The organism is Litorisediminicola beolgyonensis (assembly GCF_042679605.1).
Taxonomy (GTDB): domain Bacteria; phylum Pseudomonadota; class Alphaproteobacteria; order Rhodobacterales; family Rhodobacteraceae; genus Litorisediminicola; species Litorisediminicola beolgyonensis.
The window spans coordinates 1-25,179 of the sequence record NZ_JBHTMU010000038.1 but is presented as its reverse complement, the minus strand read 5'-3'; the positions used below and the strand labels follow the sequence as shown (position 1 = coordinate 25,179).

Below are 25,179 nucleotides of genomic sequence, written 5' to 3'. Positions count from 1 at the left end.
TAAACCGGCGCGACATCTCCCCATGTCGCTTATTGAGCGCTCGCTCAATCCTGTTGATCATTTGATCTATAAAGTTCGAAAGAATGCAAGTAGAATATTTTCGGGAAACGTGGAAAGCAGCGCGGCATGGACAGGCAGGTCGACGACACCGAGGCGACGGACACGACGCAGGAGACGCGGCGCAGGCTGCCGCCCGAGGAGCGGCGCCAGCAGATCGTCGACGGCGCGGTGGCCTTCTTCGCCGAGCAGGGGCTCGACGGGAAAACGCGTGATCTCGCCAAGCGGCTCGGCATCACGCAATCGCTTCTTTTCAACTACTTCTCGACCAAGGACGATCTGATCGAGGCGGTCTACGAGAAGGTCTATCTCGGCCGGTTGTCGCCCGACTGGCCGGAGCGGCTGAGCGACCGCTCGCTGTCGATCCGGACGCGGCTCCTGGCTTTCTACAACGAGTACAGCGCGCTGATCTTCGAATATGAATGGATGCGGATCTTCATGTTCTCGGGTCTCGCCGGAGCCGAGCTGAACCGTCGCTATCTCGAGCATCTGGGCGGCGTCATCCTGCGCCCGCTTCTTGCCGAGATCGGCGATGCGGCCACGGGCGGGCCGGAGCCCAGCATGGAGGATATCTGGAACCTCCATGGCGGCATCGTCTATATTGGCATCCGCCAGCACATCTACCGGATGCCTGGCCCCGACGATCCGTCCGAGGCCATCGAGCGCGCGGTCGACCGGTTTCTCGGCGCCTTCGGCATCGCGGACTGACGCTGCACGGGGGTCTAGTGGCCGCCCGTCGTCGCGAACCAGAGCGAGACGCACCCGACCAGGATCAGGCTGAGCGCCCAGACGATATCGAGGTTGAACCAGCTCCGGCTCACCGCCTTGAGGCCGAGCCAGGCGTAGACGGCCCAGGCCAGAGCGCCTCCGGCCAATGTCATCGCCCCGGTATGGAGGATCGCGACGAGCGCCGCGGTGGCGGCGGTCCCGGCCATCAGGTCCGAGGCGGCGGCATGGCCCGGATCGGTCGCGGTGGTCCGGCAGATGCCGAGATAGATCGGCACCAGCATCAGCCCTGCCCCATGCGCCATCGCCGCGAGGAAGGACCAGAGAGCCAGTCGCGAGGGCGGCACGCGGGCGAGAAAGCGCGGATGCCTCCGGTTGATCAGCAGGTAGACCCCGAGCGCGATCACAAGACAGGCGGCGCCGATCTGGATCTCGCGCTGCCACGCGACGAGGAAGAGCAGCGCGCTGAACGGAAAGAGGATCGCGGCCATCGCGAGGAAATGGCCGCCCGCCAGCGCGCCGAGCGCCTTCACGAGGCTGCGGCGGTCGCGATCCATGAGCGCGGCCGAGACGGCCAGAGGCCATCCCATGCCGGGATTGACGCCGTGGTAGAGGCCGGAGACGACAACGGCCCACCAAAGGGCCGTTGTGCTTTCGAGCCAGGCGATCTCAGACAGTGGGGTAGCAGAAACTGTCGGTCGAGCAGTCCCCGCCTTCGAGCCGGATCTGGTGGCTGCGGTAGCCTTTGGGGAAGTCGACGTAGAACTCCTCGGCCAGCGTCAGGCCGCCGTTCTCGCCGACATGGGCCATGACCATCTGCCCGCCCTCGTCCTCGGGATAGAACTGGTCGTCCCAGGTCGAGTAGAGCGAATTGGTCCAGTAGACGCGCTTGCCGTCGCGGCTGATCTCGACCATCTGCGGACCGTAGGCGAAGGGCTTGCCGTTGGGATGGGGCGTGCCGCGCGCGATGCCGCCCAGTTCGACCTTGCCGGTGAGCTTGGGGTTCATCGGGTCCGAGACGTCGTATTGGTGCATCTCGCCGAGGCCCCAGCAGGCGACGTAGAGGAACCGGTCGTCGAGGCTCAGGTCGATATCGGTGACGAGCGGCGGCACGGCCTCGAAGCCTTGCAGGAGCGGCGGCAGGTTCTCGGCCTTCTCGGGGCGCGGGTCGATGGAGATGACCTTCTTGGCCTCGAACGTGCCATCGTCCTTCTGCCACCAGGTGAAGATCGAGCCCTGCAGGTTGGTGGTGTCGACCACGACGCCGCAGAAGCCGTAATCCTTGGCCGGGTCGTGGGCGGGCCGGATCTCGAGCGCCATCTGGTGGTTCTCGCCCAGGTCGATGGTCTGCACGTTCTTGCGCTGGCGCAGGTTCCAGAAATGGATCTGGTGGCCGTATTTGTTCGACAGGAGATCCTCGGCGACGAGGCCGTTCTCGAATTGCGGCGGCAGGCCCCATTCGCTACTGACCATGTAGTCGCGCGGCAGGTTCCACCAGAAATCGTAATGCTTCTCCTGCTTGCCCCGGTCCATCTCGTAACGACCGAGGATCTCGAAGGTCTCGCAATCCATGATGAAGATGCCCGGAGGGCCGTCGGTGCCATCGTCGCCGCCGCCGCCCAGGGTGCTCACGTAGATGCCTTCGGGGCCGCAATGGATCGTGTGGGGGCGCGAATAGCCGGTCTTCTCGAAGACCTCCTCGGGCTCGATGATCTTGTGGATCTTCGCCTTGAGCGGCTCCTTCACATCGATGACGTAGATGCGCGACGACCGGATGCCGGGGATGATCAGGTAGCGCCGTTCGAGGAAGGCGTGGCCCGACAGCGGCGAGAGCGCCGAAGAGCAGGCATTCCAGCCGAAATGGTGAAACTCGTCGCCTTTGTTGGGCATGATCAGCTGATGGACGATCTCGCCGTAGCTCTTGGAGTTCGGGTCGACATCGACCACCGCGAGCCCGTCGGGCTCGGAGCCGTCGGGGCTCAGCATCAGCGTGAAGGCCAGGGTCTCGGCCGGGGCTTCCATCGCGAGCTTCGGCGTCGCGTGGAATGTCGGGTCCGGTCTCAGGTTCATGGTGTCTCCTCCCGTCAGTATGAATTGGTCGTGAAAGCGGTCCTCAGGAAATGCACTGCGCCGAGCCTGCCACGGATCGCGGTCCCGGCGAAGTCTTTTGCCGCCGGGCGGCGCGGGCTTCGGGCCTCCCCTGCCCTTGCCCGCGCGCGCCTAGCGGATAGTGATCTCGACGCTGTCGGCCAGCGTGTTGGCGATGAAGCAGTAGCGATGCGCGCGGTCCTGCATCTGGGCCATCGCCTCGTCGGTGACGGCGAAGCCCGGGTCGAAACGGACGACGGGATGCAGATCGATGCGCGTGACCGACATCTGTCCGCGCGGGTTGCGCCCCAAAGTGGCGACCGCGTGATCCGAGTAGCCCGCGACCGGCCACCCGGCCTTTGCCGCGAGAGCGAGGAAGGTCATCATGTGGCAACTCGACAAGGCCGAGGCCAGGGCCTGCTCGGGGTTGGTGTGCTCCGGATCGCCGCCCCAGTCGGGGGCGGCGTCCACATCGACATCGCAGCGGGTGTTGAAGACGACCCGATGCGCGTTGGAATAGTGCCCGCTCTCCAACGCCGGGCTGTGGCGCTGCCAATGCAGGTCGATCGCGAGATCGGTCATCGGGGCGTCTCCGGATCAAGCGGCGGCGAGGGATTTCTTCGGATCGAAGAACGGACGCTCGACCACGGTGGCGACGGTCGGCCCGGAGGGCAGAACGACCTCGAGCCGGGAGCCGATCTGGGCGTGCTCGACCGCGACCATCGCCAGCGCGATGTTGCGCTCGAGCCGGGGCGAGTAGACCGCCGAGGTGACCTTGCCGACCTTCTCGCCCGAGACGCTGACCGGCCAGAAGGTGGTGTTCGGCCCCTTCAGCGGCTCGGCGTCGATGACGAGACCGACCTGCATCCGGGAGACGCCCGTGTCGCGGATGCGGCGCAGCGCGGCCTTGCCGATGAACTCGGCCTCCATGTCGAGATCGACCAGCCGTCCGAGGCCCAGCTCGTAGGGATTAGTGGTGATGTCAGCATCGGCATGGTAGGAGAGCATCCCCCCTTCGATGCGCCGGATCGACGAGGTGTGGCCGGGCTTCAGCCCGTATTCCAGACCGGCGGCCATGATCCGTTCCCAGAGCGCGTCGCCCTTCGCACCGTCGCGCAGGTATATCTCGTAGCCGAGCTCGCTCGACCAGCCGGTGCGCGAGACGATCAGCGGAATACCGTCGAGCTCGAGCTCGCGCAGCCAGTAATATTTGAGGCTCATGATCTCGTCGCCGAAGAGCGCCTGCATGATCAGCCCCGAGTTCGGGCCTTGCAGCTGCAAGGGCGACACGTCCGGTTCGGTGATCGCGACATCGAGCCCCGAATGCACCGCCACGCCCTGCGCCCAGAGCAGGATGTCGCTGTCGGCAAGCGAGATCCAGAAATGGTTCTCGGCCAGTCTCAGCAGGATCGGATCGTTGAGGACCCCGCCCGCGGCGTTGGTGATCAGGATGTATTTGCACTGGCCGACGGCCATCTTCGACAGGTCGCGCGGCGTCAGCATCTGCACGAAACGCGCGGCATCGGGGCCGGTGATCTCGACCTGGCGCTCGACTGCGACGTCGCAGAGGATGGCGTCGTTGACGAGGGTCCAGAAGTTCGCCTCGGGGTCGCCGAAATCGCGCGGGATGTACATGTGGTTGTAGACCGAGAACCCTGTCGCGCCCCAACGCACGGTGGCGTCGAAATAGGGGGATTTGCGGATCTGCGTGCCGAAGCCGAACTCGTCTGAATGCATCCCGTGCGCCCTTGTCTGTCACCGGGCGCGCCGCCCGGGAACCGGTTGAGAATGATCCATATCTACGGGCGAACCGGCGCGGGGAGCGGTCCAAAATGTGCCGCCGGAGCCTATGGATCGGGCTGTTTTTCGGGCCGGTTTCAGCCCGTTCGGTCGCGGACCACCGGCGCGGCGAGACGCGCGAGATTAGGACTGCTGTCCTTGACCACCCGCGTCGCGATATAGGTCATGTAGCGATCCACCCCGAGCTCGGCGTCCTGCATCTCCTGCATCAGCGCCTGGAAGGCTGCGAGCGTCGGCGTGACCGTCTTGATCACGTAATCCATGCCGCCGCCCGTGGTGAGGCATTCGGTGATCTCGTCATGCCGCAGGACCCAGGCCTCGAACCGGTCGAAATCCACCTTGCGGTGATGGGTGAGCGACACGGTGACGATGACCTGGGTGAAGTCGCAGATCCGGTCGAGCGCGATATCGGCGTGGTAGCCGCGGATCAGCCCCGCCGCCTTCAACCGTTCGAGCCGCGCCCAGCAGGGCGTCGCCGAGATATTGGCAATCTCGGCCAGCTTGGACTTGCTGAGCTGGCCGTGCCTCTGGACGGCGCTCAGGATGCGGATATCGGTTGCATCGAGGACTGACTTCTTCACGGGCTCCGGTCTCTCGCTGTTGAGACATGCGGCCGGCGCGCGCGCGGCGCGCCGTGGGTCCAGTCTAGGACGCCGAAACCCGTCGGGGCAGCGTTTTTGCGACCTCGACTATCCCGTCCGCGGCGGATCGGGAGGGCACGGCCGGCTCGCCGGAGCGCTCGGGGCGGCACGGCGCCCTACCCGTCGTCCTTCTGCCCGCTGCGGCTGCCGAAGATCGACAATCCCTTCTCGATCCCGCGCCGCGCGCGCGAGGCCTCGCGCCGCAGCCCGCCGCTCCGGGTCAGGACGCGCAGCCGGTTTCGCTGCGCCATCAGCGCCTCGCCGGACTGGCCCATCAGCCGCGACCGGACCGCATCGACGTTCCAGTCGGGATCGGTCAGCACCACCGGCACCGGATAGACGTCGCGCCCGCCGATATCGCGCATCACCGCTCCGACCACCTCGTGCACCTTCTCCATCGCCGCCTCGCCCAGAAAATTCTCCGGGTAAGGCCATTGTGGAAGCAGCTCGTCGATGAAAGTGACGACCAGCACGAAGGGCGGCATCCGCCGCTCGGGATGGGCCGCGAAATGGCGGCGGAACGCCTCGATCGCCGCGCGGTCGATCTCGCGCGCGGGGCGGTTCGCGCGCACCGTCCAGAGCACCATGTCGGCGCTCAGAAGCTCGGCCTGAGCCCGGTCCGCGGCGCTCTCCGATCCGTCGAGACCCGGCATGTCCATAAGCACGACAGACAGGTCGCCGAAGACCCCCTCGTAGCTCTGCGCCGTCTCGGTCGTGGGCACGATGTCCGTCTCGGCGCGATCTTCGCCTACAAGCGCGTTGATCAGGCTCGACTTGCCAGAGCTGACCTGACCCGCAATCGCGACCCGGAGCGGCAGGTCCTCGGAGGCGAGCCGGTCGCGGTCCTCGTCGCTGGCCCCCATGCGCAGCGCGAGCAGCTCCGCCTCGGAGAACCGCAGCCGCCCGGAATAAAGCTCGACCGCGGCGACGGCGACCTCTTCGAGAAGCAGCGCCTGGACGACCGAGATCCCCTCGTTGGTGACGAAGGAGGCGTGATGCCCGGCGATGGCGCCCTCGATCTCGCGCAGGACGGCGACCGGGAGCGACTTGATCGCGCGGAACACGCGCCAGGCATAGACCCCTTGCGTCCCGAGCCGCTGGGCCAGGTCGCGATGCCGCCAGAACCAGTGCAGCGTACCAACCGAGATGCTGTCGGCAAAGGGCAGATGTTCGCGGATGTCGCGGCGGAACCGGTTGGCGACGTGATCGACCAGCAGAAGCGCCTCGGGTACGGTGAAATCCAGCACACCCTTCCCCGCCCCGCCCGAGGCTTGCGCCACGCGCTCCACCACCTCGAGGCCCAACTCGTAGAGATCGTCCCAGGGCCGCGGCTTCGCGGTTTCCGTCGCGATGAACTCCGCCGCCGACTGGAAGGCGAGCCGCTCGCGCTCGGACCAGCCCGGGTCGATCCTGGCATGGATGCGGTCCGGGCGGTCGACCGGTATCTCGGGCTCATCGCGCCGCTTGCGCCACCACCAGACCGCCAGACGCACCAGCCGCGCCCCGCCGCCGAGGGTGATGGAGGCGACGATGAAATGCACGAGCCAGCCATGCTCGGCCATCCAGAGAAACCCGGCGCACATCGCCACCACGAAGGGCAAGGCGAGTGCGGCCAGCGAGAGCATCCTCTCCCAGCGGAGAAGAAAAGGTCTCAGCCGCTTAATCAGCGTCATGGGACGACAGCTTGAACGCGCGGGCATAGACGTCGCGCAGTTCCGCCTCTTTCGGCGCCCGGCCGGTCGAGCGGGCATGCAGGAAGAACGCCGCCGCGCGCCCGAGCGCATAGGTCGTGGCAAAGCTGATCGACCCCGCGGCGGCAGCCCCGATCGTCTGGCCATAGACCGGGATCAGCTTGGCCAGTTGCCGAAGCCCGTAGCTCGCCGCGAAGCGCGTGCCCGCGCTGAGCCCGAGCGCCCCGAAGAACGCGGCGGTGGTCGAGCGCTCCCAATCGACCCCGTAATGCTGTCCAAGCTCGCGCAGCATCGCGAGCTGCGTCGCCGGAACCGAGACCGCTCCGAGGATCGGGGCGACATCGGTGGTGCCCGCCAGCCCCGCATAGAAGAGGACCCGGCGGCGCACCGATTGGAAGGCCTTTTCCTCCTGCGTCGCCGCCTCGTCGCGCGCGAGAAGCAGCCCGACGGCGGGCAGCGTGTCGAGAAGCCGCGCCCGTAGCTCGCGCACCCCGTCGACGTCACGCGATGTCTCGGGCGCGAGGTCGAGAACGCCCGAGGGCAAGGTCCGTCCCGCGGCCTTGCGCATCATCGCCTCGATCTGGCGCCGCGACCGCTGTCGCGCGTCGTCGTCGGGCACGAGGTCCGCGCCCGTCAGAACCAGGATCGCGCGCGTCTCCGGCTCGTGCCGCGCCACATCGGCGAGCGCATCGGCGACCATGCCCTGCACGGGATCGTCGAGGCGGCAGACGACGAGCACCACGTGGCTGCGTCCGCGGCAGGCCTTGAGGTCCTCCTCGGCATCGTACCCGGCCTCGCCGAGACCGCGGGTGTCGAGGAAGCGCAGGAGCGGCTCGTCCGCCGGGAAGTCGTAGCTGGTGGCGGAGCGTGTGCAGGGCCGGAAGCCGTCGCCGATCTCGGCCTGCGTCTGCTCGGTCAGCGCGCGCACGAGCGAGGATTTCCCCGCGCCGGTCTTGCCGAGAAGCCATACGACCGGCAAGGCATCCTCGGGCATCTGCTCGGGTGCCCGCCTGCCAAGCCGTTTCAATCGTTCCAGCATATGCCCTCGTCGGCGGTTCCGAGGCAGCTTCCGCGAAGCCGCCGGGGGTTGCAATCCCCTCGGCTCGCGCGGCGCGTCGAGATGGTGATCGGGCACCGGGAGGCGGCCGCTGCGGACGGCGTTCCAGGCACTGGGGCCAGCGCGGTCCTGACGCTCGCGGGGTGGAGGGTTTGGGAGATGGCGCACCCGAGAGGATTCGAACCTCTGGCCTCTGCCTTCGGAGGGCAGCGCTCTATCCAGCTGAGCTACGGGTGCCTGACGCGTCTCTTAGGCGAAGGGGTGCGAGACCGCAACGGGATTTTCATGGGCGGGCGCGTGCCCGTGTGCGGGGATCGTGGGACGGAGCCGGGCGGGTTTGATCGCTCGGGTGTCGCTCGTCTCGGGCCTGCGAACCTGTTCGGGACATGGCTCTGACCGGGTGCCGCGCGGGCCCGTGCTGGAAGCGCGGACTGACGGTGTCCTCAGTACGCAACGCATCATGGGAGAAGGCCCGAGGCGAGCGCCGCGCTCAGGTGCGGAGCGCCCAGCGACCCTAAAGCGCGGACGTGCGCTCGGACGCGTCGGCCCGCCTGCGACGTATCGCCAGTCCCGCCGCGAAGAAAGACGAGACCGGCGCTAGGAGACGCTCAGCCGAAGAGCTCGTTGGCCAGTTCCAGCGCGTCGACCAGAGTGTCGATCTCGTCGCGGGTGTTGTAGAGGCCGAAGGACGCGCGGCAGGTCGCCGAGACGCCCAGGTGATCCATCAGCGGGCCCGCGCAGTGGTGACCGGCGCGCACGGCGACGCCGCGCTTGTCGAGGATGGTCGAGATATCATGGGCATGGGCCGCGCCGTTCAGGGTGAACGAGAAGATCGCGGCCTTGCCCGGTGCCGTGCCCTGGAGATTCAGCCAGTTGAGCCCGGTCAGGCGCTCGTTGGCGTAATCGCGCAGGCTCGCCTCATGCGCGGCGATGTTCTCCATGCCGAGGCCCATCATGTAGTCTAGCGCGACCCCCAGGCCGATCATCTGCACGATGCCCGGTGTCCCGGCCTCGAACTTCATCGGCGGATCGTTCCAGGTCACCTCGTCCTTGTGGACCTCGCGGATCATGTCGCCGCCGCCCATGAAGGGACGCATCTCGGCCATCCGCTCCTTCGCGATCCAGATCGCGCCCGAGCCCGAGGGGCCGTAGAGCTTGTGCCCGGTGACGGCGTAGAAATCGCAGCCGATCTCGGAGACGTTCACCGGCATGTGCACCGCCGCCTGGCTGCCATCGACGAGAACCGGGACGCCCTTTTCGCGGGCCGCGTCGCAGATCGCCTTCACGTTAACGACGGTGCCCAGCACGTTCGACAGATGCGTGATCGCGACGAGCTTGGTCCGGGGGCCGATGGCGTCGATCACCTTCTGCGGATCGAGCGCGCCGGTCGCGTCCACGTCCACCCATTTCAGGCGCACGCCCTGACGCTCGCGCAGGAAGTGCCAGGGCACGATATTGGCGTGGTGCTCCATGACCGACAGGACGATCTCGTCGCCCTCCTCCATGCGCGGCATCGCCCAGCCATAGGCCACGAGGTTGATGCCCTCGGTGGTCCCGGAGTTCATCACGATCTCGCTTTCGTCCCGCGCGCCGAGGAAGCGCGCCAGTGTCTCGCGCACGCCCTCGTATTTCTCGGTCGCGAGGTTCGACAGGAAATGCAGGCCGCGATGGACGTTGGAATATTCCTCGGCATAGGCGCGGGTCACCGCGTCGATGACGACCTGCGGCTTCTGCGCCGAGGCGCCGTTGTCGAGATAGACCAGCGGCTTGCCGTTCACCTCGCGCGAGAGGATCGGGAAATCGCGGCGGATCTCTGTGACGTCATACATATCCATTCATCCCCAAAGTGGTCGCGCCGATCATGCCGAGCAGGATGCTGATCCCCATGGCCAGCCCGAAGGCCGCCATCACCAGCACCAGAAGGGCCCGGCCCAGACCGTCGAAACGGTGCGCGGCCGCGACGAAATTCACCAATATCCAGAACGAGAGCGCCGTGCCCGCCATCAGCAGCAGGGGCGACAGCGCCGGAAGCGCGAAGGACAGGACCAGAACCGCCAGTTGCAGCGCCAGCCGAAGCCCCTGGAGCCAGATCAGGAGAAGGCCCATCTCCTCGAGCTGCGCCGTGCCGCCCGCCATCCGGCCCGCCCAGGTCAGAAGCACCGCGAAGAGCGCCAGCATCCCGCCGAGGCCGAGCATGAAGACCAGGGGCTGGCGCAGGAGCGGGATCGGCATGGTCTCGGGATCGACCAGCGTGACAAGCGTCGTCATGAAGGCGGTCTGCAGGACGAGCACCAGGCCGAAGGCCAGGAGCAGCACCTCGCGACCAAGACCGAGACCGATCAGCCACGCGCCGATCTCGCGCGGGGTCGCCAGGCTCTGCCAGAAGAGCGGCCAGAGGCGTGCCATGCTCATGCCGCCCTCTCGGCCACGGCCAGGTTGGTCAGCCAGAACCAGAGGAAGACGCCGAGCCAGATGAGGCCCACCAGCCATTGCGCCGGCCCCGCCCCGATGAAGCCCCGGACCAGCCCGTTCAAGAGGAGGATCGGCGTCGAGGCGAGGAAGGACCAGAAGAGCGCCAGCCGCGCGCCATACCAGCTCCCCTGCCCTCCGAAGAGCCGCGCGATCAGGTGGCTCAGCGCCGCGAGCGCGTAGAGAAACAGCGGCGCGATGAAGAGCCAGCCGAAAAGCGCGCCCGCGAGGAGCGCGTTCAGCTCGATCGCGGGGTCGAGATGCGCCTGCCGCGACAGGGGCGGCAGTTGCGACGCGAAGGTCAGAAGGCACGCGCCCATCAGGAAGGCGAGCGCCCGGTCCTCGCGCGGACCGTCGCCGAGAAGCCGCCGCATGACGCGGCCCGGCCCCCGGTAGGAGGCCGTGATATCGCGGGCGACCGGCACGCTGTCTCAGGCCCTGCGGCGCAGGAGCCAGCCTTCGACGCGGCCGTTGATCTCGGCCTGGAGATCCTCGTCCTCGATCTCCATCACCGCCTCCGCGAGGAAGGCGAGCGTCAGGAGGTCCGTCGCGATGGATTTCGGCACGCCGCGCGACTGGAGGTAGAAGAGCCCCTCTTCGTCGATCGCGCCCGAGGTCGAGCCATGCGAGCAGGCCACGTCGTCGGCATAGATCTCGAGCTCGGGCTTGGCGAGGAACTGGCTGTCCTCGTCGAGCAGAAGCGATTGCGAGATCTGGTAGCCATCGGTCTTCTGCGCGCCCGGCTGGACGAGGATCTTGCCCTGGAAGACGCCCGTCGCGCCGTTGCGCAGCACCTTCTTGAAGACCTGCCGGCTTTCGCAGTTCACCGCGTCATGGGTGATGAAGACCGTGTCGTCATGGTGGAAATCGCCGTCGCCGACGCAGGCCCCCGCGACATGCGCGGTGGCGTCGTCGCCGGTGAGCTCCAGCACCACCTCGTTGCGGGTCAGGACGCCGTTCACCGTGAGGGTGAAGGACTTGAAGACCGACTCGGTGCCCAGCCGCGCGAAGATATGGGTGGCGGCGCGGCGCTCGTGGTCGCGGCCCTGTGCCCGGACGTGGTGGAAGGTGCCGGTATCGGCCACGTCCACTTCCAGCGCCTTGTTGAAGCGCGCGGCGGCGGGGCCGTTTTCCAGAAGCGTCACCTCGGCACCGGGCTCGACCTTGACCACGTGGTGCAGCACCGCGTCCGAGGTCTCGGACCGGTGGTGATAGACGAGGTTGATCGGCTTCGACGGCTTTCCGGTCACCCGGATCAGCACGCCGTCCGTGGCGAAGGCGGTGTTGAAGGCCGCAAGCGGGCGCATCACCGCGTCCTGCCCGCGCTCCTCGAGCGCGCCGTAGAGATCGCGCGCCCAGTGGATGTCCGCATGGCTTTCGGCCAGCCGCTCGATCTCGACGCCCTCGAGCGACAGCTCGTCCGAGGCCTCGGGATCGAACACGCCGTCGACGAAGACGATCCGGAGCCGGTCCGTGCTGTCGAACATCGGCGCCTCGCCGCTTTCGAAGAGCGCGGCGCGCGGCGGCTCGGCGGCGGTCAGCGTGTCGGGCCGGGTGAATTTCCAGTACTCGTCCCGCGCCGCAGGCAGGCCCATGGCACGCAGCCGCGCCAGCGCCGCCTCGCGCGCCGGACGGGCCCAGCCGCCCTCGGGCAGGCTCAGCCCGTCAAGCCGCGCCTCGGTGGCGTCGATCTTGCGCTGATCGGGAGCCGGTTTCTTCTTCGGCAGAACCATCAGGCCACCTCCCCGAGGATGTCCCCATAGCCGTTCTCTTCGACCTCGAGCGCCAGCTCGGGACCGCCGGTCTTCACGATGCGGCCGTCGGACATGATGTGCACGACATCGGGCTGGATGTGGTTCAGAAGCCGCTGGTAGTGGGTGATGACCAGAAACGACCGGCCCTCGGAGCGCAGCGCGTTCACGCCGTCCGACACGAGCTTCATCGCGTCCACGTCGAGACCCGAGTCGGTCTCGTCGAGGATGCACATCTTCGGCTCGAGCATCGCCATCTGCAGGATCTCGTTGCGCTTCTTCTCGCCGCCCGAGAAGCCCACGTTCACGGGGCGTTTCAGCATGTCGGCGTCGATCTGCAGCTCCTTGGCCTTGGCGCGGATCACCTTGAGGAACTCGGCCGCGGACATCTCGTCCTCGCCGCGCGCCTTGCGCTGCGCGTTCACCGCGGTGCGCAGGAAGGTCATGTTGCCGACGCCGGGGATCTCCACCGGGTACTGGAACGCGAGGAACAGACCCGCCGCGGCGCGCTCTTCGGGCTCCATCTCGAGGATGTCCTCGCCCAGAAGCGTCGCCTCGCCCTCGGTCACCTCGTAGCCGTCGCGGCCCGACAGCACATAGGACAGAGTGGATTTGCCCGATCCGTTCGGACCCATGATCGCATGCACCTTGCCGGGCTCGACGGTCAGGTCCACGCCCTTGAGGATCTGCTTGTCCTCTTCTTCGAGCTTCACGTGCAGGTTCTTGATCTCAAGCATCTCTTCGTCCTTCTCTCTCGTCGTCCGCCTGCCTCAGATCGGCCGGGACATCAACTGGATGATCCGCATGAGGTCGCGTCGGGCGACCGCGCGCGGGGTGATTTCGAACCGGGCCATCCGGCCGGTCATCTCGGGCGCACCGAGGAAATCCTCGATGCGGTGATACTGGTCGCGCTGGCGATAATCGTCGAAAAGCAGCACCAGCGGCGCCTCGGTCATGTAGGTGGCCGCCAGCGCGCAGCCGACCCGGAAGCGGCCATCGACCAGCACCACCTGCGGCTGGCGGAAATGGCTCATCCCCCAGATCTCGAGCGGGTAGCGCGGGAAGCGCTTCCAGAGCGTCTCGTCGACCGGGTGGCCCCAGGCCTTGGTCGGACCGATATCGGCCCAGACCACGTCCACGTCGCTGCCGTCGGTCGGAGGATTGGCCGCGAACCAGCCGCGCATCATCTCGGCCCAGTCGCGGTCGCTCTCGACCGAGAACACGGTCTTGCCCGGCATTTCGGCGGCCAGCACGGTCGAGCCGCCCGATCCGTATTCGAGGATCACCTCGGCGCGCGCGTATTCGGCGCGCAGGAGCGCGGCCTCGGGCTCGGGCATCGTCAGCTCGGGCCGGGTTATGGTGGCGGGCGCGCTCACTCCGCCCGCACGGCGGTGCCCGAGATCGACACCATCAGCATCGACTCGCCCACCACCTCGTAATCGAGATCGACGCCAACCACCGCGTTGGCGCCCATCGCGCGGGCCCGCTCGATCAGCTCGGACTGCGCGACCTCGCGGGCGTCCTGGAGCTTCTTCTCGTAGGCGCCCGAGCGCCCGCCCACGACATCGGTGATCTGGGCGAAGAAATCCCGGACGAAATTGGCGCCCATGATCGCCTCGCCGACCACCAGCCCGTGATAGGCGGTGATGCGCTTGCCTTCGATGGAGGGTGTGGTCGTGACGATCATGTCCGTTTCTCCTTGGGTGTGCCCGCTCCAGGGTCCCGTCTCAGCCATTGCGCCGCGATCCGATGACGCCGCGCGCCAGGAGCCATTGCGACACGAGGCTGCCGAGGAAGCCCGACACGAACGAGAATGTCAGCACCTGCCACATCTCGAGCGCCATCGTGGCCGCCGCGACGACGATCGAGAAGCCGACGCAGAAGACGCCGGTGATCGTCGCTCCGAGGATCATCCGCCCGCCGCTCATGCCGCGCGCTCCCCCAAGAGATCCTGAGGGAAGGCCGCGCGCAGGGCGTGCTGGCTTTCCGCGATGCCATCGGCGTAAGCGAGCGGCTCCTCCGGCAGTTTCGAGAGCAGCGAAGCGATCTCAGAATGCGCGATCGGACGCGGCAGCGCCCGCCCGATGCCTGCAACACGGTCGGTCAGCATTGGTGCATCCCACCAGTAGAGCTTGAGCGGCGCGCTCATCGCGCCGCCTCCGCCATCCGGGTTTCGATCTTTTCCAGATCGAGCATGCCTTGCGTCCCCTGTCCGCCGCGACGAGGCGGGCCTTAACCCACCGAGCCCTCGAGCGAGATCGCGACGAGCTGCTGCGCCTCCATGGCGAACTCCATCGGCAGCGCCTGCAGTACTTCCTTGGCGAAGCCGTTGACGATCAGCGCCACCGCCTCTTCCTCGTCCATGCCGCGCTGGCGGCAGTAGAACATCTGGTCGTCGTCGACCTTCGAGGTCGTGGCCTCGTGCTCCACCCGCGAGGAGTTGTTCTTCACCTCGATATAGGGAACCGTGTGCGCCCCGCATTTGTCGCCGATCAGGAGGCTGTCGCACTGGGTATAGTTGCGGCTGTCCTTGGCCTTGGGATGCATCGAGACGAGCCCGCGATAGGTGTTCTGCGCAAAGCCCGCGCTGATCCCCTTGGAGACGATGCGCGACTTGGTGCGCTTGCCCAGATGGACCATCTTGGTGCCGGTATCGGCCTGCTGATGGTTGTTGGTGATCGCGATCGAGTAGAACTCGCCCTGGCTATCGTCGCCGCGCAGGATGCAGGAGGGGTATTTCCAGGTCACGGCAGAACCGGTCTCGACCTGGGTCCACATGACCTTGGCGCGGTCGCCCCGGCAATCGGCGCGCTTGGTGACGAAATTGTAGATGCCGCCACGGCCCTCCTCGTCGCCCGGGAACCAGTTCTGGACGGTCGAGTATTTCACCTCGGCATCTTCCTCGACGACGATCTCAACCACCGCCGCGTGCAGCTGCGCGGTGTCGCGCTGGGGCGCGGTGCAGCCCTCGAGATAGGAGACGTAGGACCCCTTGTCGGCGATGATCAGCGTGCGCTCGAACTGGCCGGTATTCTCGGCATTGATCCGGAAATAGGTCGAGAGCTCCATCGGGCAGCGCACGCCCGGCGGGACGTAGACGAAGGAGCCGTCCGAGAAGACCGCCGAGTTGAGCGTGGCGTAGAAATTGTCCGACACCGGCACCACGGAGCCCAGGTATTTCTTCACCAGCTCGGGATGCTCGCGGATCGCCTCGGAGATCGAGCAGAAGATCACGCCCGCCTGTTTCAGCTCTTTCTGGAAGGTCGTGCCGACCGAGACCGAATCGAAGACCGCGTCCACGGCGACCTTGCGCTCGGAATTGTTGCCGTCCGCGGGCACCTCGCCCGCGCCCTCGACACCGGCCAGGATCATCTGCTCCTTGAGCGGGATGCCCAGCTTTTCATAGGTCGCCAGAAGCTTCGGATCGACATCGTCGAGCGATTTCGGCTTCTCTTCCATGCTCTTCGGACGGGCGTAGTAATACTGGTCCTGGAAGTCGATCTCGGGATATTCGACCATCGCCCAGTCCGGCTCTTTCATCTGCAGCCAGCGCTGGTAGGCGGCGAGCCGCCACTCGGTCATCCATTCGGGCTCGTCGTTCTTCTGCGAGATCAGCCGGACGATGTCCTCGGTCAGCCCCTTCGGGGCGTATTCCATCTCGATCTCGGTGTCCCAGCCGTACTTGTACTTGCCGCCGAGCGAGCGAACCTTGTCGACCGTTTCCTGATCGACGCCCTCTTTCACTTCGGTCTCGTCGAGAACCGCCATGGTCCTACCCCCTTCGTCCTGTCTCACGCGGCACGCGCGCGGTGTTTCTCGTAAGCGGCGCACCAGGCTTTCGCAAAGCGGCGCACCTCGTCTTCCGTCGTGTCCGGACCGAGGCTCACGCGGATGGCCGCGCGGGCCACATCGGTCCCGTATCCCATGGCGCCCAGCACCCGGCTCTCGCGGACCTTGCCGCTGGAACACGCGCTGCCGGCGCTGATCGCGAACCCGGCGAGGTCCATCTGCATGACCTGCGTCTCGCCCTTCCAGCCCGGAGTGGCGAAACACGCGGTGTTGGGCAAGCGCGGACCGGAGTTCCCGACGAAAATAGTCTCTTTCGCAGTCTCTGCAATCAGAGATTCTAGAATGTTTCTAAATTCGGCGACCCGGTCCCAGGCACCTGCCTCGAGATCGCGCGCCGCCGCCTCGGCCGCGGCGCCGAAGCCCGCGATGCCGAGGATGTTCTCGGTGCCCGAGCGCCGCCCCATCTCCTGTCCGCCGCCGGGCTGAAGCGCGGGGATGTCGACGCCCTGCTTGACGATCAGCGCGCCCACGCCCTTTGGTCCGCCAAGCTTGTGGGCCGACAGAAGCGCCATCTCGGCGCCGGACCAGGGAAAGGACCAAGGCACCCGGCCCGCCGCCTGGACGACATCGAGAAACAGCCGCGTTCCCGAGACGCCGCCGACCTGCCAGCCGCTTTCAGTGGCCTCGGGTTCCAGGATCACGCCGGTCTCGGAATTGGCATAGCCCGCCGCCACCACCTCGCCCGCGCCGTGATGCGCCCAGAGACAATCATGCGCCGTGGGCTCCACGACCGCGCCCATCGCGCCCAGCACCCGCGCGCCCTCGGTCGCGCCCGAACAGAACACCACCTCCTGCGGCTTGGCGCCGACGAGCCCGGCGACCTGCGTCCGGGCGCGTTCGACCAAGGCCTTGGCCGCGCGGCCCTCGGCATGGACCGAGGACGGGTTGCCGACCAGGTCCATCGCGCCGATCATCGCGTCGCGCGCCTCTGGCCGCAGCGGCGCGGTCGCGTTGTAATCGAGATAGACCCGGCCGCTCATCGCCGGACCCGCGCGCTATGCCGGACCGGTCTCACGCCTCGTCCACCATCTCGAAGATCGCCGGAACCGCCGGGCACGGCACCATCGCGTTGCCGACCACGTCCGAGAGCCGCGTCTGGTGCAGGAAGACATAGACATGCGCCGACAGCCCCTGCCAGAGCCGGTTCGACAGCGACTGCGCCTTCGATCCCGAGAGCGCGCCCGACGCGCCCGCGCCCTTGTGCATCGCGTCGACCGTCTCGTCGACCGCGGCCAGCACGTCGACCACGCGGATCTCGGTCGTGGGCCGGGCCAGCCGGTAGCCGCCGCCGGGGCCGCGGACCGAGGCCACCAGATCGGCGCGCCGGAGCTTGACGAAGAGCTGTTCGAGATAGGGCAGCGACACGTCCTGCCGCTTGGCGATATCGGCCAGAGTGACGAGCGCGCCCTCGGGCTGGAGGGCGATGTCGACCAGCGCGACCATCGCGTAACGTCCCTTGGTGCTGAGTTTCATCGCCGCGCTCTCCCTACGACGCCGATTGACCTTGCAATGTGGATTGCCTATCTGCGTCAAGACCCTGCGCGCACATGTCTGCGCGCTATAGATTAGAAGCGTTCTAAAGTAGCCGAGCGAATTCGTCAACAATTCGCACCGGTGACGAACCGTCAAGGAGCCGCGCCGCCTCATGCCCGAGGTCATCTTTCCCGGACCAGAAGGCCGTCTCGAAGGCCGCTACCACCCGCAAAAAGACCGTGACGCCCCCATCGCCATCGTGCTGCACCCGCATCCGCAGTTCGGCGGCACGATGAACAACAAGGTCGTCTACAACCTGCATTATGCGTTCTACAACATGGGCTTCACCGTGTTGCGCTTCAATTTCCGCGGTGTCGGACGAAGCCAGGGCGAATACGATCAGGGCGTGGGCGAGTTGTCGGACGCGGCCTCGGCGCTGGATTATCTCCAGTCGATGAACGCCAATTCCAAGCATTGCTGGGTGGCGGGCTTCTCCTTCGGCGCGTGGATCGGCATGCAGCTTCTGATGCGCCGTCCCGAGATCACCGGCTTCGTGTCGGTCTCTCCGCCCGCCAACATGTACGATTTCTCGTTCCTGGCGCCCTGCCCCTCGTCCGGGCTGATCATCAACGGCACCGCCGATCGCGTGGCGCCGCCGGCGGACACGCGGACGCTCGTGGGCAAGCTCAAGGAGCAGAAGGGCATCACCATCACCCATGAAGAGGTCGACGGCTCGGGGCATTTCTTTGAAGAGCCCCACATGGAGACGCTGATCGGAACCACCACCGATTACGTCAAGCGCCGCCTGACCGAGACGACGCGGTGATGACATGAGCTTCGTCACCGAGATGGCCGACAAGCTCGCCCAGGACACCCTGAAGGCGATGGATGAGCTGGGCGAGGACCGGCTCTACATGGATGTCGCCAAGGTCCTCGCCGCGGCCTCGACCACGCTCGAAGAGGCCTATCTGACCTCGATCCGCGTGCGTCTGGCCGAACGGCGCGGACGGGCCTTCCTGATCGACTTCATCCGCGCCAAGCGCGCCGGGACCGCGCCCCCGCAAAGCGAATGAGCGACCGGCTCGACCGGCAAATGGCCTTTCTGTCCGAGGCCGACCGGCTCAAGGGCGTCTTGCGCGCCAGCCGGATCGGCGACGGCACAAGGCGCGAGAACTCGGCCGAGCATTCCTGGCACCTGGCGCTCTATGCGCTGATCCTCTCGGAACATGCCGAGACTGAGGTCGACCGCGACCGGGTGATCCGGATGCTCCTCATTCACGACCTGGTCGAGATCGACGCGGGCGACGCGCCGATCTTCGCGGGCGCGCCCGACCCGGGCCTTGCCGAGAAAGAAGAGGCCGCCGCGAAGCGCATCTTCGGCCTCCTGCCGCCCGATCAGGCCGAGGAGGCGCTGGCGCTCTGGCTGGAATTCGAGGCCGCCGAAAGCGCCGATGCCCGCTTCGCCAAATCGCTCGACCGCTTCCAGCCGCCGAACCAGAACCTCGCCAATGGCGGCGGCACCTGGGTCGAATACGGGGTGACCCACGCGCTGTTTCTCGAAAAGGTCGCGCCCAAGATCAACCGGGCCGCGCCCGCGCTCTGGGACTGGCTGGCCCCCCGCGTCGCCGCGTTCTTCGCGCGCTGAGGGGGCCGCACCCCGTCAGGCGTCGACCTGGAACTCACGCAGCATGCGGCCATAGCCGCCCTCATCCAGAAAGCTCCGTTCAGCCTCGGTGACCGTGCGGTTCAGCGCATCGTTGCGATACGGGAACCGGCCGAACTTGCGGATGATTTCGCGATGGACCTTGGCGTGGAGGAGATTGCTCCCGTCCGAATCCGGCATGCGCTCCTTCATCAGGCGCACGCAGCGATCCTGATCGCAGAGATTCTCGGAATGCATCATCGGCAGGTAGAAGAACTGCCGCGCCGGTGTGTCGATCTTGAGATCCCAGCCCTTGGCGATCGCGCCCTTGGACGCCGCCAGCGCGATCTTGTCCGAGGAGAACGCCTTGGCCTCGCCCCGGAACATGTTTCGCGAGAACTGGTCGAGCAGGATGACATAGGCCAGAACGCCGGAGGGATAGGTCAACCAGAGACCGAACCGGCCCTCCATCGCCTCGTCCCAGACATCCTCGAAATCGTCCCGAATGCGTTGATCGAGCGCGTCGTCCTGCTTGTACCAGCCATCGGGCCCAACCTCGTCGAGCCAGAAACTCAGAATTTCATCCGGACCCGCCATACCGAACACTCCTCACCGTCGGCGCACCTGTCGTGCAGATCAAAGATAAGCGCGCAGGATCCCGTTTCCACAGTCAAATATGATGTCAGCCCGTCACAAAACGGCCTGACGCCTGGCTTTTGCTCACGCGCTGAGCCGTGTTTCGGCTTCCGCGCGTTCCGTCTCTGCATCAATCGCGTATTCCTGCGCCACTTCCATGGCGACGATGGTCCCGGTCGGTGCCAGCGGCGCGTAGGAGTTCGTGTCGGAGACCGAGGGCGCCGCGCGCACCGTCATCCGGTAGAGCCCGTAAAGCGTCATCAGGAGCATCAGCACCGAGATCTGCAGGAAGTATCCGCGCGCGCCGATCTGCTCCATCACCCAGCCCGCCAGGAGCGGTCCGGCAATGGCGCCGAGACCGTTGATGAAGAGCATGCCCGCCGAGGCCGAGGCCATGTCCTCATGCGGCAGGAAGTCGTTCGTGTAGGCGATGAGCATGGAATAGAGCGGGTTGGCCGCGCCGCCGATCACGAAGGCAAGCCCGAGAAGCGCGTAGAACGGCACCTCGAAGAGCATCGCGACCAGCGCGGCGGCCCCGCCCACGGCAGAGACCAGCGTGATCAGGCGACGGCGGTCGACCTTGTCCGAAAGCCAGCCGAGCGGATATTGCGCGATCAGCGCGCCGGTGTAGATCGCCGAGACGAAGAGCGAGATCTGCCCGAGGCTCAGCCCCGCCTCGCGCCCGAACACCGCCGACATGCCGAACTGCGCGCCGTAGACCCCGCCCATCAGGAACATGCCGGTGCAGCCCAAGGGCGAGGTCTTGTAAAGCGCGACGAGGTTCATCGGCTTCGTGGTCTCGAAGGCGGGCGTCGGCGTCACGGTCAGGAGGATCGGCGCAAAGGCGATCGAAACCAGCACCGACGGGATCACGAAGAGCAGAAAGCCCGAGTCGTCCGGGATCACCAGCATCTGCTGCGCGACGATGATGCCGACCATCTGCACGATCATGTAGAGCGACAGCGCCTGCCCGCGGGTCTCGTTGGTGGCCGAGTTGTTCAACCAACTCTCGGCCGTCACGTAGACGCCGCAGAAGCAGAAGCCGATCACGACCCGCCCCAGCATCCAGGTGATCGGATGGGGGAAGGCCGGATAGAGGATCAGCACCGCCGAGATGAACGACCCGAGTGCCGCGAAGACGCGGACATGTCCGACATTGCGGATCATCGACGGCGTGAGCCGCGAGGCGATGAGGAAGCCCACGAAATAGGCCGACATCACCATCGACATCTGGAAGGCCGAGAACCCCTCGTCGCCGCCGCGCACGCCGAGAAGCGAGCCCTGAAGGCCGTTGCCCAGCATCAGCAGCATCATCCCGAGGAGGAGCGCCCATGAAGATTTCAGCACATGGAGCATCGGCCCGCCTCCGCGCGTGTCCTGTCCAAATTTGCTCGTGCCTTACTCGCCCCGACGCGCGGCGGAAAGCCACTTTTTTCGGCAGCGATCCAAGGGTGGCATTCGCTATAATATTTTTTCTTGACACAATTTTTTGAGGACGCGGATTGGAGCTGCGCGACCCCACCAAAAGCCGGTGCTCGCCGGGCCTGTCCGTCACGTTTTGAACAGAACTGAATTCAACTCAGAGTAAAATCGACGTTATCACGGCGCCAGCGTTAACCTCAATTTTCTCTTATTTTCAGGTATATGCTCGAAACACGGCAGTCACGCGTTAATCTTTCGGTAGGAATTTGGCGGCTCCAGCCATTTTTCCGGCAGAAAGAAACGGCCTCCTGAAAGCATTCAAGAATGATTCGCAAGGAGTGCCTGCATGCCCTGTGAGTATTCAAGTTCCTGGGTTTGTTTTCCCAAAGACCAGACCGGCAATGCCTCTGTCGAGTTCGCCATCTGGTTTCCACTGTTGTTCCTTAAGCTGCTCGTCGTCATCGACCTGTCGTTTTCGATGATCGTGAGCGCCTCTCTCTGGCACACGTCCCGCGATACCGCGCGGGCGATTGCGACGCATCGGATCACCGAGGGCGAGGCTGCGGAGTATTTCCGGAACTCGCTTCTGTTATCCCACATGCCGGTCGACCTTCAGGTCAACGGCACGCGCACGGAGGTTCGCATCCGCGCCAGCATCGACAGCACCGATGCCGCGATCACGCCGATCCTGCCGCGCATCATGCCCTCGCCGATCCGCGCCCGGGTGGCCATGCTGCGGGAGCCGGTCTGATGCGCCTTCTTCTGAAACGACTGGCGCGGGACACCGACGGGTTCGGCACCGTCCATGCGATCGCGCTCTCGGCGATCCTCGCGCTGATGGGCGGCGCGGCGGTGGACATCTCGAATGCCTGGCGCGTGCGGGAAATCCTGCAATCCACCGCCGAGGCCGCCGCGCTCTCGGCGGCGGTGCGCGCTTCCGAGCCAATGGAAGACGAAACGCCCCGGGACGTGGCCCAACGGATCACGCTCAGCGCGCTCGACGGCACGGCGCTGGCGACCTCCTGGGATGCCGACAGCTTCGCGCTCGGTCGGATCGATGCCTCCAAGGGCTTCGTCCGGGACCAGTCGCCGCCGAACGCGGTCCAGGTCACGCTGGCGCGCACCGACGCGCTCCAGCGGCCGGTGTCGCTGATGTTCCTGCAGATATTCGGCTTCGAGCCCTGGTCGATCACCGGCCGCGCGACGGCGCTCTTCGAGGCACGCCCGCGGATTCTCTGCGAGGATCCGCTGCTCTCGCTTCAGGGGCGGGCGGATGTGGCGGCGCGGGATGTCTATGTCGGAATCTGCCTCCGCGCCTCGGCCGAGGTGGATTACGGCGCGCGACCGGCCTGGCTTTCCGATGATGCGGCCCGGATGCTCTCGGGGCTGATTGCCGAGGCGTCGGGTCTGGCGGATGGCGGGATCGTCGATCTGGGCGGAGTGAGCGGGCCGCAGATCTTCCGCGACACCTACGCGCAGGCCACGACACTGATCAGCCCGGCGGCGCTCTCGGAGATCAGCGTGCTCTCCGACGGCACGTATCGCGTGGATTGCGACAGCGACCGGACGGTGCATCTGCATGACGACCTGGTCCTGCGCAACGCCGCGCTTTACGCCGCCTGCCCTCTGCGGACCGGCGCGCGGATCGACCTTTCGGCGTCCATCGTCGTGTCGAATCTCGGCGGTCTCCTCGCCGGAAGCCAGAGCACCAGCGTGATCGAGGACACGCTCCATCCCGAGCCCGTGGCCTGCCGCCCAGGCGCGGGCGTGAAGGTCCTCGTCGATATCGACGCCCGCGCGGCCGCGGAACTGCCCGCGCTCGTCGACCGACAGAGTCCCTTCAGCCGTTTCTTCGAGGAGACGGTCGAGGAGACCGGCACCGTCCTCGGATCGCTTGTCGAAGGGCTGAACCCGTTGACCGAGACCGTCGAGGACACGGCCCAGCAGGTCATCGACCTCGCGAGCCTGCCGGTCTGCATCGGCGTGGAGACCCTCTTTACCCGCGACACCGTCGCGCTGCGCTGATCCCGTCAGGGGATCAGCAGCGACGCGTCGCCATAAGAGAAGAACCGATACCGCTCGGCGATGGCATGGTCATAAATCCGCGCCACCCGCTCGCGCCCCATCAGCGCCGAGACCAGCATCATCAGCGTCGATTTCGGCAGGTGGAAATTGGTCATCAGCGCATCGGTCGCGCGGAACTCGAAGCCCGGGTAGATGAAGATGTCGGTGACGCCGCGCCACGGTTGGACCACGCCGGTGTCGCGCGCGGCGGTCTCGATCAGGCGCAGCGCGGTGGTGCCGACCGGGATCACCCTCCCGCCCGCCGCGCGGGTGGCCGCGATCTCGGCGGCGGCGCTGTCGCTGACCTCGCCCCATTCGCCGTGCATCTTGTGGGTGGTCACGTCGTCGACCTTCACGGGCAGGAACGTGCCCGCCCCGACATGCAGAGTGACGCGGGTCAGTCCGACGCCCATTTTCTCAATCCGGTCAAGGAGATCGGCGTCGAAGTGAAGACTCGCGGTCGGTGCGGCCACGGCACCACGCTTCTCGGCCCAGACGGTCTGGTAATCCTCGTGGTCCTGCCGGTCGGCGGCGCGTTTTCCGGCAATGTAGGGCGGCAGCGGCATGGCCCCGACCGCATCGAGCGCGGCGTCGAAATCGGCGCCCTCGCAGGAGAAGCGCAACCGCGCCTGCCCGTCGGACTTGCTCTCAAGAACTGCCGACAGGTCATTGGAAAACATGACCGTCTCGCCTTCGTGAAGCTTCTTCAGCGGCTTGCACAAAGCCGACCATGTGCCATCCGGCTGCGGCTCGAGGAGCGTCACCTCGATCCGCGCCTCGCTCACCCCCTGCGCGCCCGCACGCCGCCGCGTCCCGAAGAGACGCGCCGGGATCACCCGCGTGTCGTTCAGGATCAGTCGGTCGCCGGGCCGGAGCCAGTCGGTCAGGTCGCGCACCACAGCGTCGGTGATCCGGTCGCCCTCGGCCACCAGGAGCCGCGCCGAGGAGCGAGGCCACGCGGGCCGGGTCGCGATCAGCTCGTCAGGCAGGTCGAAATCGAAATCGGAAAGCTGCATCCGCGCCTCAGTTGCCTCCCCGCGGGTTCGGCGGAGGTCGCCGGAAGATCTCGCGGAACATGGCGGGTGTGAACACCGAAAGCGGATTGACCGCAACCTGCGGCTGGCTCGCCGGGCCGGTCAGCGTGAAGTTGAAGCCCAGAAGCCCCTCTCCGCGCCGGGTGAAGAGCGAGCCGATGCCGTTCAGCACGTAGATCGGCGAGAACACGCCCTGCATGTCGAGCCGCTTCTGCGCGAGATCGTAATAGCCGTCGAGTGACAGGCCCATGGACGGCCCGACCGCGCTGCTCTCGGCAAGGACCAGCCGCGACGGCGTCAGCCGGAAGCGGGCATCGACCTCGGAAAAGAAGATGCCCGGCCCCTCGAGCTGGTCGATGAGACCGACGACGCTCACCGCATCGAAGAGCGACGCGATGGCAGGCGCATCCGTGAGGCGCGGCCCCTGCACCACGACCTGCCCGTCATACTGCCCCTGCGCCCCGGCGACCGGCACCATGCGCAGGGTCATCGCGCCGCCTTCGACGGATTTCAGGATGCCCGTCGACAGAAGGACCCGGCCCGCATCGGAGCTTTGCGCCTCGATCGCGGTGCCGCCGTTCTGCGGCACGAGCCGCCCCTCGATCGGCGCTCCGGTCCCGGCCATGCGCGCGGTGAAGCGGCCCGAAAGGCCGCCCGACGCGGTGAAATCGCCGCGCAGGCCTTCGAGCGCGATGCCCTCGGAGATCGTGAAACGGTCGAGCGCGACGCTGACCGGCACGCTGCCGCCGCCCCCGCCTCCGCCGCCTCCGAGCGACGCG

The 25,179-nt window shown here is 66.6% G+C and carries 28 protein-coding genes, 1 tRNA gene and 1 pseudogene; 6 read left to right on the top strand and 24 right to left on the bottom strand.

All coding sequences use genetic code 11. The features are described from left to right. The first annotated feature begins 126 nt into the window (after window positions 1–126). Entirely contained in the window at window positions 127–765 is a 639-nt protein-coding gene (locus ACFQ4E_RS16860; RefSeq protein ID WP_386805627.1) for a TetR/AcrR family transcriptional regulator, read from the top strand. Window positions 766–779: 14 nt separating this feature from the next. Here ACFQ4E_RS16860 and ACFQ4E_RS16855 read toward each other — a convergent pair whose 3' ends face one another. From ACFQ4E_RS16855 to ACFQ4E_RS16760, 20 genes are all read right to left on the bottom strand, one after another. Then, a complete protein-coding gene (locus ACFQ4E_RS16855) occupies window positions 780–1,373 on the bottom strand; it encodes a hypothetical protein (protein WP_386805626.1) in 594 nt (197 codons plus the stop codon). Between the two features lie 79 nt (window positions 1,374–1,452). After that, window positions 1,453–2,853: a selenium-binding protein SBP56-related protein gene (locus tag ACFQ4E_RS16850; protein ID WP_386805624.1), complete on the bottom strand. Its 1,401-nt coding sequence runs from the start codon at window positions 2,851–2,853 to the stop codon at window positions 1,453–1,455. 150 nt (window positions 2,854–3,003) lie between these two features. Then, window positions 3,004–3,453 (bottom strand): OsmC family protein, encoded by a 450-nt coding sequence (locus ACFQ4E_RS16845; RefSeq protein ID WP_386805623.1) that lies wholly within the window; start codon window positions 3,451–3,453, stop codon window positions 3,004–3,006. Window positions 3,454–3,468: 15 nt separating this feature from the next. Continuing rightward, window positions 3,469–4,608 carry a glycine cleavage T C-terminal barrel domain-containing protein gene (locus tag ACFQ4E_RS16840; RefSeq protein ID WP_386805622.1) on the bottom strand — a complete coding sequence of 380 codons (1,140 nt, stop codon included), beginning with the start codon at window positions 4,606–4,608 and terminating at the stop codon, window positions 3,469–3,471. Between the two features lie 140 nt (window positions 4,609–4,748). Then, complete coding sequence (locus tag ACFQ4E_RS16835) at window positions 4,749–5,252, bottom strand: Lrp/AsnC family transcriptional regulator (RefSeq protein WP_386805620.1); 504 nt, start codon at window positions 5,250–5,252, stop codon at window positions 4,749–4,751. 176 nt (window positions 5,253–5,428) lie between these two features. Beyond that, window positions 5,429–6,985, bottom strand: coding sequence for a GTPase family protein (locus ACFQ4E_RS16830; protein ID WP_386805618.1), 1,557 nt, complete (start codon window positions 6,983–6,985; stop codon window positions 5,429–5,431). Further along, window positions 6,972–8,042: a YcjF family protein gene (locus ACFQ4E_RS16825; protein WP_386805616.1), complete on the bottom strand. Its 1,071-nt coding sequence runs from the start codon at window positions 8,040–8,042 to the stop codon at window positions 6,972–6,974. Before ACFQ4E_RS16825 ends, ACFQ4E_RS16830 begins: the two co-directional genes overlap by 14 nt. 178 nt (window positions 8,043–8,220) lie before the next feature. After that, window positions 8,221–8,297 (bottom strand) — tRNA-Arg (locus ACFQ4E_RS16820). A 371-nt stretch (window positions 8,298–8,668) separates the two neighbouring features. Beyond that, window positions 8,669–9,889 (bottom strand): cysteine desulfurase, encoded by a 1,221-nt coding sequence (locus ACFQ4E_RS16815; RefSeq protein WP_386805614.1) that lies wholly within the window; start codon window positions 9,887–9,889, stop codon window positions 8,669–8,671. Then, on the bottom strand, window positions 9,882–10,472 hold the full coding sequence (locus ACFQ4E_RS16810) for a hypothetical protein (protein WP_386805613.1): 591 nt from the start codon (window positions 10,470–10,472) through the stop codon (window positions 9,882–9,884). The genes ACFQ4E_RS16815 and ACFQ4E_RS16810 overlap by 8 nt, the downstream gene beginning before the upstream one ends. After that, window positions 10,469–10,954: a YIP1 family protein gene (locus tag ACFQ4E_RS16805; protein ID WP_386805611.1), complete on the bottom strand. Its 486-nt coding sequence runs from the start codon at window positions 10,952–10,954 to the stop codon at window positions 10,469–10,471. The genes ACFQ4E_RS16810 and ACFQ4E_RS16805 overlap by 4 nt, the downstream gene beginning before the upstream one ends. Before the next feature lie 6 nt (window positions 10,955–10,960). Beyond that, window positions 10,961–12,262, bottom strand: coding sequence for a SufB/SufD family protein (locus tag ACFQ4E_RS16800; protein WP_386805609.1), 1,302 nt, complete (start codon window positions 12,260–12,262; stop codon window positions 10,961–10,963). Next, window positions 12,262–13,017 carry a Fe-S cluster assembly ATPase SufC gene (sufC, locus tag ACFQ4E_RS16795; RefSeq protein WP_386805607.1) on the bottom strand — a complete coding sequence of 252 codons (756 nt, stop codon included), beginning with the start codon at window positions 13,015–13,017 and terminating at the stop codon, window positions 12,262–12,264. Before sufC ends, ACFQ4E_RS16800 begins: the two co-directional genes overlap by 1 nt. A gap of 33 nt (window positions 13,018–13,050) precedes the next feature. Then, complete coding sequence (locus ACFQ4E_RS16790; protein ID WP_386805606.1) at window positions 13,051–13,656, bottom strand: hypothetical protein; 606 nt, start codon at window positions 13,654–13,656, stop codon at window positions 13,051–13,053. Then, window positions 13,653–13,967 (bottom strand): heavy metal-binding domain-containing protein, encoded by a 315-nt coding sequence (locus ACFQ4E_RS16785; protein WP_386805605.1) that lies wholly within the window; start codon window positions 13,965–13,967, stop codon window positions 13,653–13,655. Before ACFQ4E_RS16785 ends, ACFQ4E_RS16790 begins: the two co-directional genes overlap by 4 nt. 40 nt (window positions 13,968–14,007) lie before the next feature. Further along, the gene (locus ACFQ4E_RS16780; RefSeq protein WP_386805604.1) at window positions 14,008–14,208 is read right to left on the bottom strand and encodes a hypothetical protein; all 201 of its coding nucleotides are present in this window, start codon (window positions 14,206–14,208) and stop codon (window positions 14,008–14,010) included. Continuing rightward, a complete protein-coding gene (locus tag ACFQ4E_RS16775) occupies window positions 14,205–14,429 on the bottom strand; it encodes a hypothetical protein (RefSeq protein WP_386805602.1) in 225 nt (74 codons plus the stop codon). Before ACFQ4E_RS16775 ends, ACFQ4E_RS16780 begins: the two co-directional genes overlap by 4 nt. An 83-nt stretch (window positions 14,430–14,512) precedes the next feature. Next, window positions 14,513–16,048 carry a Fe-S cluster assembly protein SufB gene (gene sufB, locus ACFQ4E_RS16770; RefSeq protein ID WP_386805600.1) on the bottom strand — a complete coding sequence of 512 codons (1,536 nt, stop codon included), beginning with the start codon at window positions 16,046–16,048 and terminating at the stop codon, window positions 14,513–14,515. A gap of 23 nt (window positions 16,049–16,071) precedes the next feature. Next, window positions 16,072–17,109 carry a cysteine desulfurase family protein gene (locus ACFQ4E_RS16765; RefSeq protein ID WP_386805598.1) on the bottom strand — a complete coding sequence of 346 codons (1,038 nt, stop codon included), beginning with the start codon at window positions 17,107–17,109 and terminating at the stop codon, window positions 16,072–16,074. 31 nt (window positions 17,110–17,140) lie between these two features. Further along, window positions 17,141–17,602 carry a Fe-S cluster assembly transcriptional regulator IscR gene (locus ACFQ4E_RS16760; protein ID WP_386805596.1) on the bottom strand — a complete coding sequence of 154 codons (462 nt, stop codon included), beginning with the start codon at window positions 17,600–17,602 and terminating at the stop codon, window positions 17,141–17,143. A 172-nt stretch (window positions 17,603–17,774) separates the two neighbouring features. On the opposite strand from ACFQ4E_RS16760, the gene ACFQ4E_RS16755 reads away from it, so the two are divergent. From ACFQ4E_RS16755 to ACFQ4E_RS16745, 3 genes are read left to right on the top strand one after another with little or no spacing between them, the layout of a single operon-like run. After that, window positions 17,775–18,428: an alpha/beta hydrolase gene (locus ACFQ4E_RS16755; RefSeq protein WP_386805594.1), complete on the top strand. Its 654-nt coding sequence runs from the start codon at window positions 17,775–17,777 to the stop codon at window positions 18,426–18,428. Window positions 18,429–18,432: 4 nt separating this feature from the next. Beyond that, window positions 18,433–18,675, top strand: a complete 243-nt coding sequence (locus ACFQ4E_RS16750) for a hypothetical protein (RefSeq protein ID WP_386805592.1) — start codon at window positions 18,433–18,435, stop codon at window positions 18,673–18,675. Further along, window positions 18,672–19,247: an HD domain-containing protein gene (locus ACFQ4E_RS16745; protein ID WP_386805590.1), complete on the top strand. Its 576-nt coding sequence runs from the start codon at window positions 18,672–18,674 to the stop codon at window positions 19,245–19,247. The genes ACFQ4E_RS16750 and ACFQ4E_RS16745 overlap by 4 nt, the downstream gene beginning before the upstream one ends. A 15-nt stretch (window positions 19,248–19,262) precedes the next feature. Here the strand turns inward: ACFQ4E_RS16745 and ACFQ4E_RS16740 are convergent, their stop codons facing one another. Further along, complete coding sequence (locus tag ACFQ4E_RS16740; protein ID WP_386805588.1) at window positions 19,263–19,841, bottom strand: DUF924 family protein; 579 nt, start codon at window positions 19,839–19,841, stop codon at window positions 19,263–19,265. 123 nt (window positions 19,842–19,964) lie between these two features. After that, entirely contained in the window at window positions 19,965–21,236 is a 1,272-nt protein-coding gene (locus ACFQ4E_RS16735) for an MFS transporter (RefSeq protein WP_386805586.1), read from the bottom strand. Window positions 21,237–21,648: 412 nt separating this feature from the next. On the opposite strand from ACFQ4E_RS16735, the gene ACFQ4E_RS16730 reads away from it, so the two are divergent. Together ACFQ4E_RS16730 and ACFQ4E_RS16725 are read left to right on the top strand one after the other, a co-directional pair. Then, window positions 21,649–22,053, top strand: coding sequence for a TadE/TadG family type IV pilus assembly protein (locus tag ACFQ4E_RS16730; protein ID WP_386805585.1), 405 nt, complete (start codon window positions 21,649–21,651; stop codon window positions 22,051–22,053). Further along, a complete protein-coding gene (locus tag ACFQ4E_RS16725; protein ID WP_386805583.1) occupies window positions 22,053–23,327 on the top strand; it encodes a pilus assembly protein TadG-related protein in 1,275 nt (424 codons plus the stop codon). The genes ACFQ4E_RS16730 and ACFQ4E_RS16725 overlap by 1 nt, the downstream gene beginning before the upstream one ends. Before the next feature lie 5 nt (window positions 23,328–23,332). Here the strand turns inward: ACFQ4E_RS16725 and queA are convergent, their stop codons facing one another. After that, entirely contained in the window at window positions 23,333–24,382 is a 1,050-nt protein-coding gene (gene queA, locus ACFQ4E_RS16720) for a tRNA preQ1(34) S-adenosylmethionine ribosyltransferase-isomerase QueA (protein WP_386805581.1), read from the bottom strand. Window positions 24,383–24,389: 7 nt separating this feature from the next. Continuing rightward, a pseudogene (locus ACFQ4E_RS16715) lies at window positions 24,390–25,179 on the bottom strand (AsmA-like C-terminal region-containing protein); the annotation flags it as partial.

What these genes read in the sequence shown, in the direction of transcription:
- ACFQ4E_RS16740 (WP_386805588.1), bottom strand. Translation starts at nt 19,841, where the DNA reads ATGGCGGGTCCGGATGAAATTCTGAGTTTCTGGCTCGACGAGGTTGGG.
- ACFQ4E_RS16840 (WP_386805622.1), bottom strand. Translation starts at nt 4,608, where the DNA reads ATGCATTCAGACGAGTTCGGCTTCGGCACGCAGATCCGCAAATCCCCC.
- ACFQ4E_RS16780 (WP_386805604.1), bottom strand. Translation starts at nt 14,208, where the DNA reads ATGAGCGGCGGGCGGATGATCCTCGGAGCGACGATCACCGGCGTCTTC.
- ACFQ4E_RS16845 (WP_386805623.1), bottom strand. Translation starts at nt 3,453, where the DNA reads ATGACCGATCTCGCGATCGACCTGCATTGGCAGCGCCACAGCCCGGCG.
- ACFQ4E_RS16825 (WP_386805616.1), bottom strand. Translation starts at nt 8,042, where the DNA reads ATGCTGGAACGATTGAAACGGCTTGGCAGGCGGGCACCCGAGCAGATG.
- ACFQ4E_RS16785 (WP_386805605.1), bottom strand. Translation starts at nt 13,967, where the DNA reads ATGATCGTCACGACCACACCCTCCATCGAAGGCAAGCGCATCACCGCC.
- ACFQ4E_RS16850 (WP_386805624.1), bottom strand. Translation starts at nt 2,853, where the DNA reads ATGAACCTGAGACCGGACCCGACATTCCACGCGACGCCGAAGCTCGCG.
- ACFQ4E_RS16730 (WP_386805585.1), top strand. Translation starts at nt 21,649, where the DNA reads ATGCCCTGTGAGTATTCAAGTTCCTGGGTTTGTTTTCCCAAAGACCAG.
- ACFQ4E_RS16830 (WP_386805618.1), bottom strand. Translation starts at nt 6,985, where the DNA reads ATGACGCTGATTAAGCGGCTGAGACCTTTTCTTCTCCGCTGGGAGAGG.
- ACFQ4E_RS16750 (WP_386805592.1), top strand. Translation starts at nt 18,433, where the DNA reads ATGAGCTTCGTCACCGAGATGGCCGACAAGCTCGCCCAGGACACCCTG.
- ACFQ4E_RS16745 (WP_386805590.1), top strand. Translation starts at nt 18,672, where the DNA reads ATGAGCGACCGGCTCGACCGGCAAATGGCCTTTCTGTCCGAGGCCGAC.
- ACFQ4E_RS16860 (WP_386805627.1), top strand. Translation starts at nt 127, where the DNA reads ATGGACAGGCAGGTCGACGACACCGAGGCGACGGACACGACGCAGGAG.
- ACFQ4E_RS16810 (WP_386805613.1), bottom strand. Translation starts at nt 10,472, where the DNA reads ATGAGCATGGCACGCCTCTGGCCGCTCTTCTGGCAGAGCCTGGCGACC.
- ACFQ4E_RS16800 (WP_386805609.1), bottom strand. Translation starts at nt 12,262, where the DNA reads ATGGTTCTGCCGAAGAAGAAACCGGCTCCCGATCAGCGCAAGATCGAC.
- ACFQ4E_RS16815 (WP_386805614.1), bottom strand. Translation starts at nt 9,889, where the DNA reads ATGTATGACGTCACAGAGATCCGCCGCGATTTCCCGATCCTCTCGCGC.
- ACFQ4E_RS16735 (WP_386805586.1), bottom strand. Translation starts at nt 21,236, where the DNA reads ATGCTCCATGTGCTGAAATCTTCATGGGCGCTCCTCCTCGGGATGATG.
- ACFQ4E_RS16725 (WP_386805583.1), top strand. Translation starts at nt 22,053, where the DNA reads ATGCGCCTTCTTCTGAAACGACTGGCGCGGGACACCGACGGGTTCGGC.
- queA (WP_386805581.1), bottom strand. Translation starts at nt 24,382, where the DNA reads ATGCAGCTTTCCGATTTCGATTTCGACCTGCCTGACGAGCTGATCGCG.
- ACFQ4E_RS16765 (WP_386805598.1), bottom strand. Translation starts at nt 17,109, where the DNA reads ATGAGCGGCCGGGTCTATCTCGATTACAACGCGACCGCGCCGCTGCGG.
- ACFQ4E_RS16775 (WP_386805602.1), bottom strand. Translation starts at nt 14,429, where the DNA reads ATGAGCGCGCCGCTCAAGCTCTACTGGTGGGATGCACCAATGCTGACC.
- sufB (WP_386805600.1), bottom strand. Translation starts at nt 16,048, where the DNA reads ATGGCGGTTCTCGACGAGACCGAAGTGAAAGAGGGCGTCGATCAGGAA.
- ACFQ4E_RS16760 (WP_386805596.1), bottom strand. Translation starts at nt 17,602, where the DNA reads ATGAAACTCAGCACCAAGGGACGTTACGCGATGGTCGCGCTGGTCGAC.
- ACFQ4E_RS16855 (WP_386805626.1), bottom strand. Translation starts at nt 1,373, where the DNA reads ATGGGATGGCCTCTGGCCGTCTCGGCCGCGCTCATGGATCGCGACCGC.
- ACFQ4E_RS16755 (WP_386805594.1), top strand. Translation starts at nt 17,775, where the DNA reads ATGCCCGAGGTCATCTTTCCCGGACCAGAAGGCCGTCTCGAAGGCCGC.
- sufC (WP_386805607.1), bottom strand. Translation starts at nt 13,017, where the DNA reads ATGCTTGAGATCAAGAACCTGCACGTGAAGCTCGAAGAAGAGGACAAG.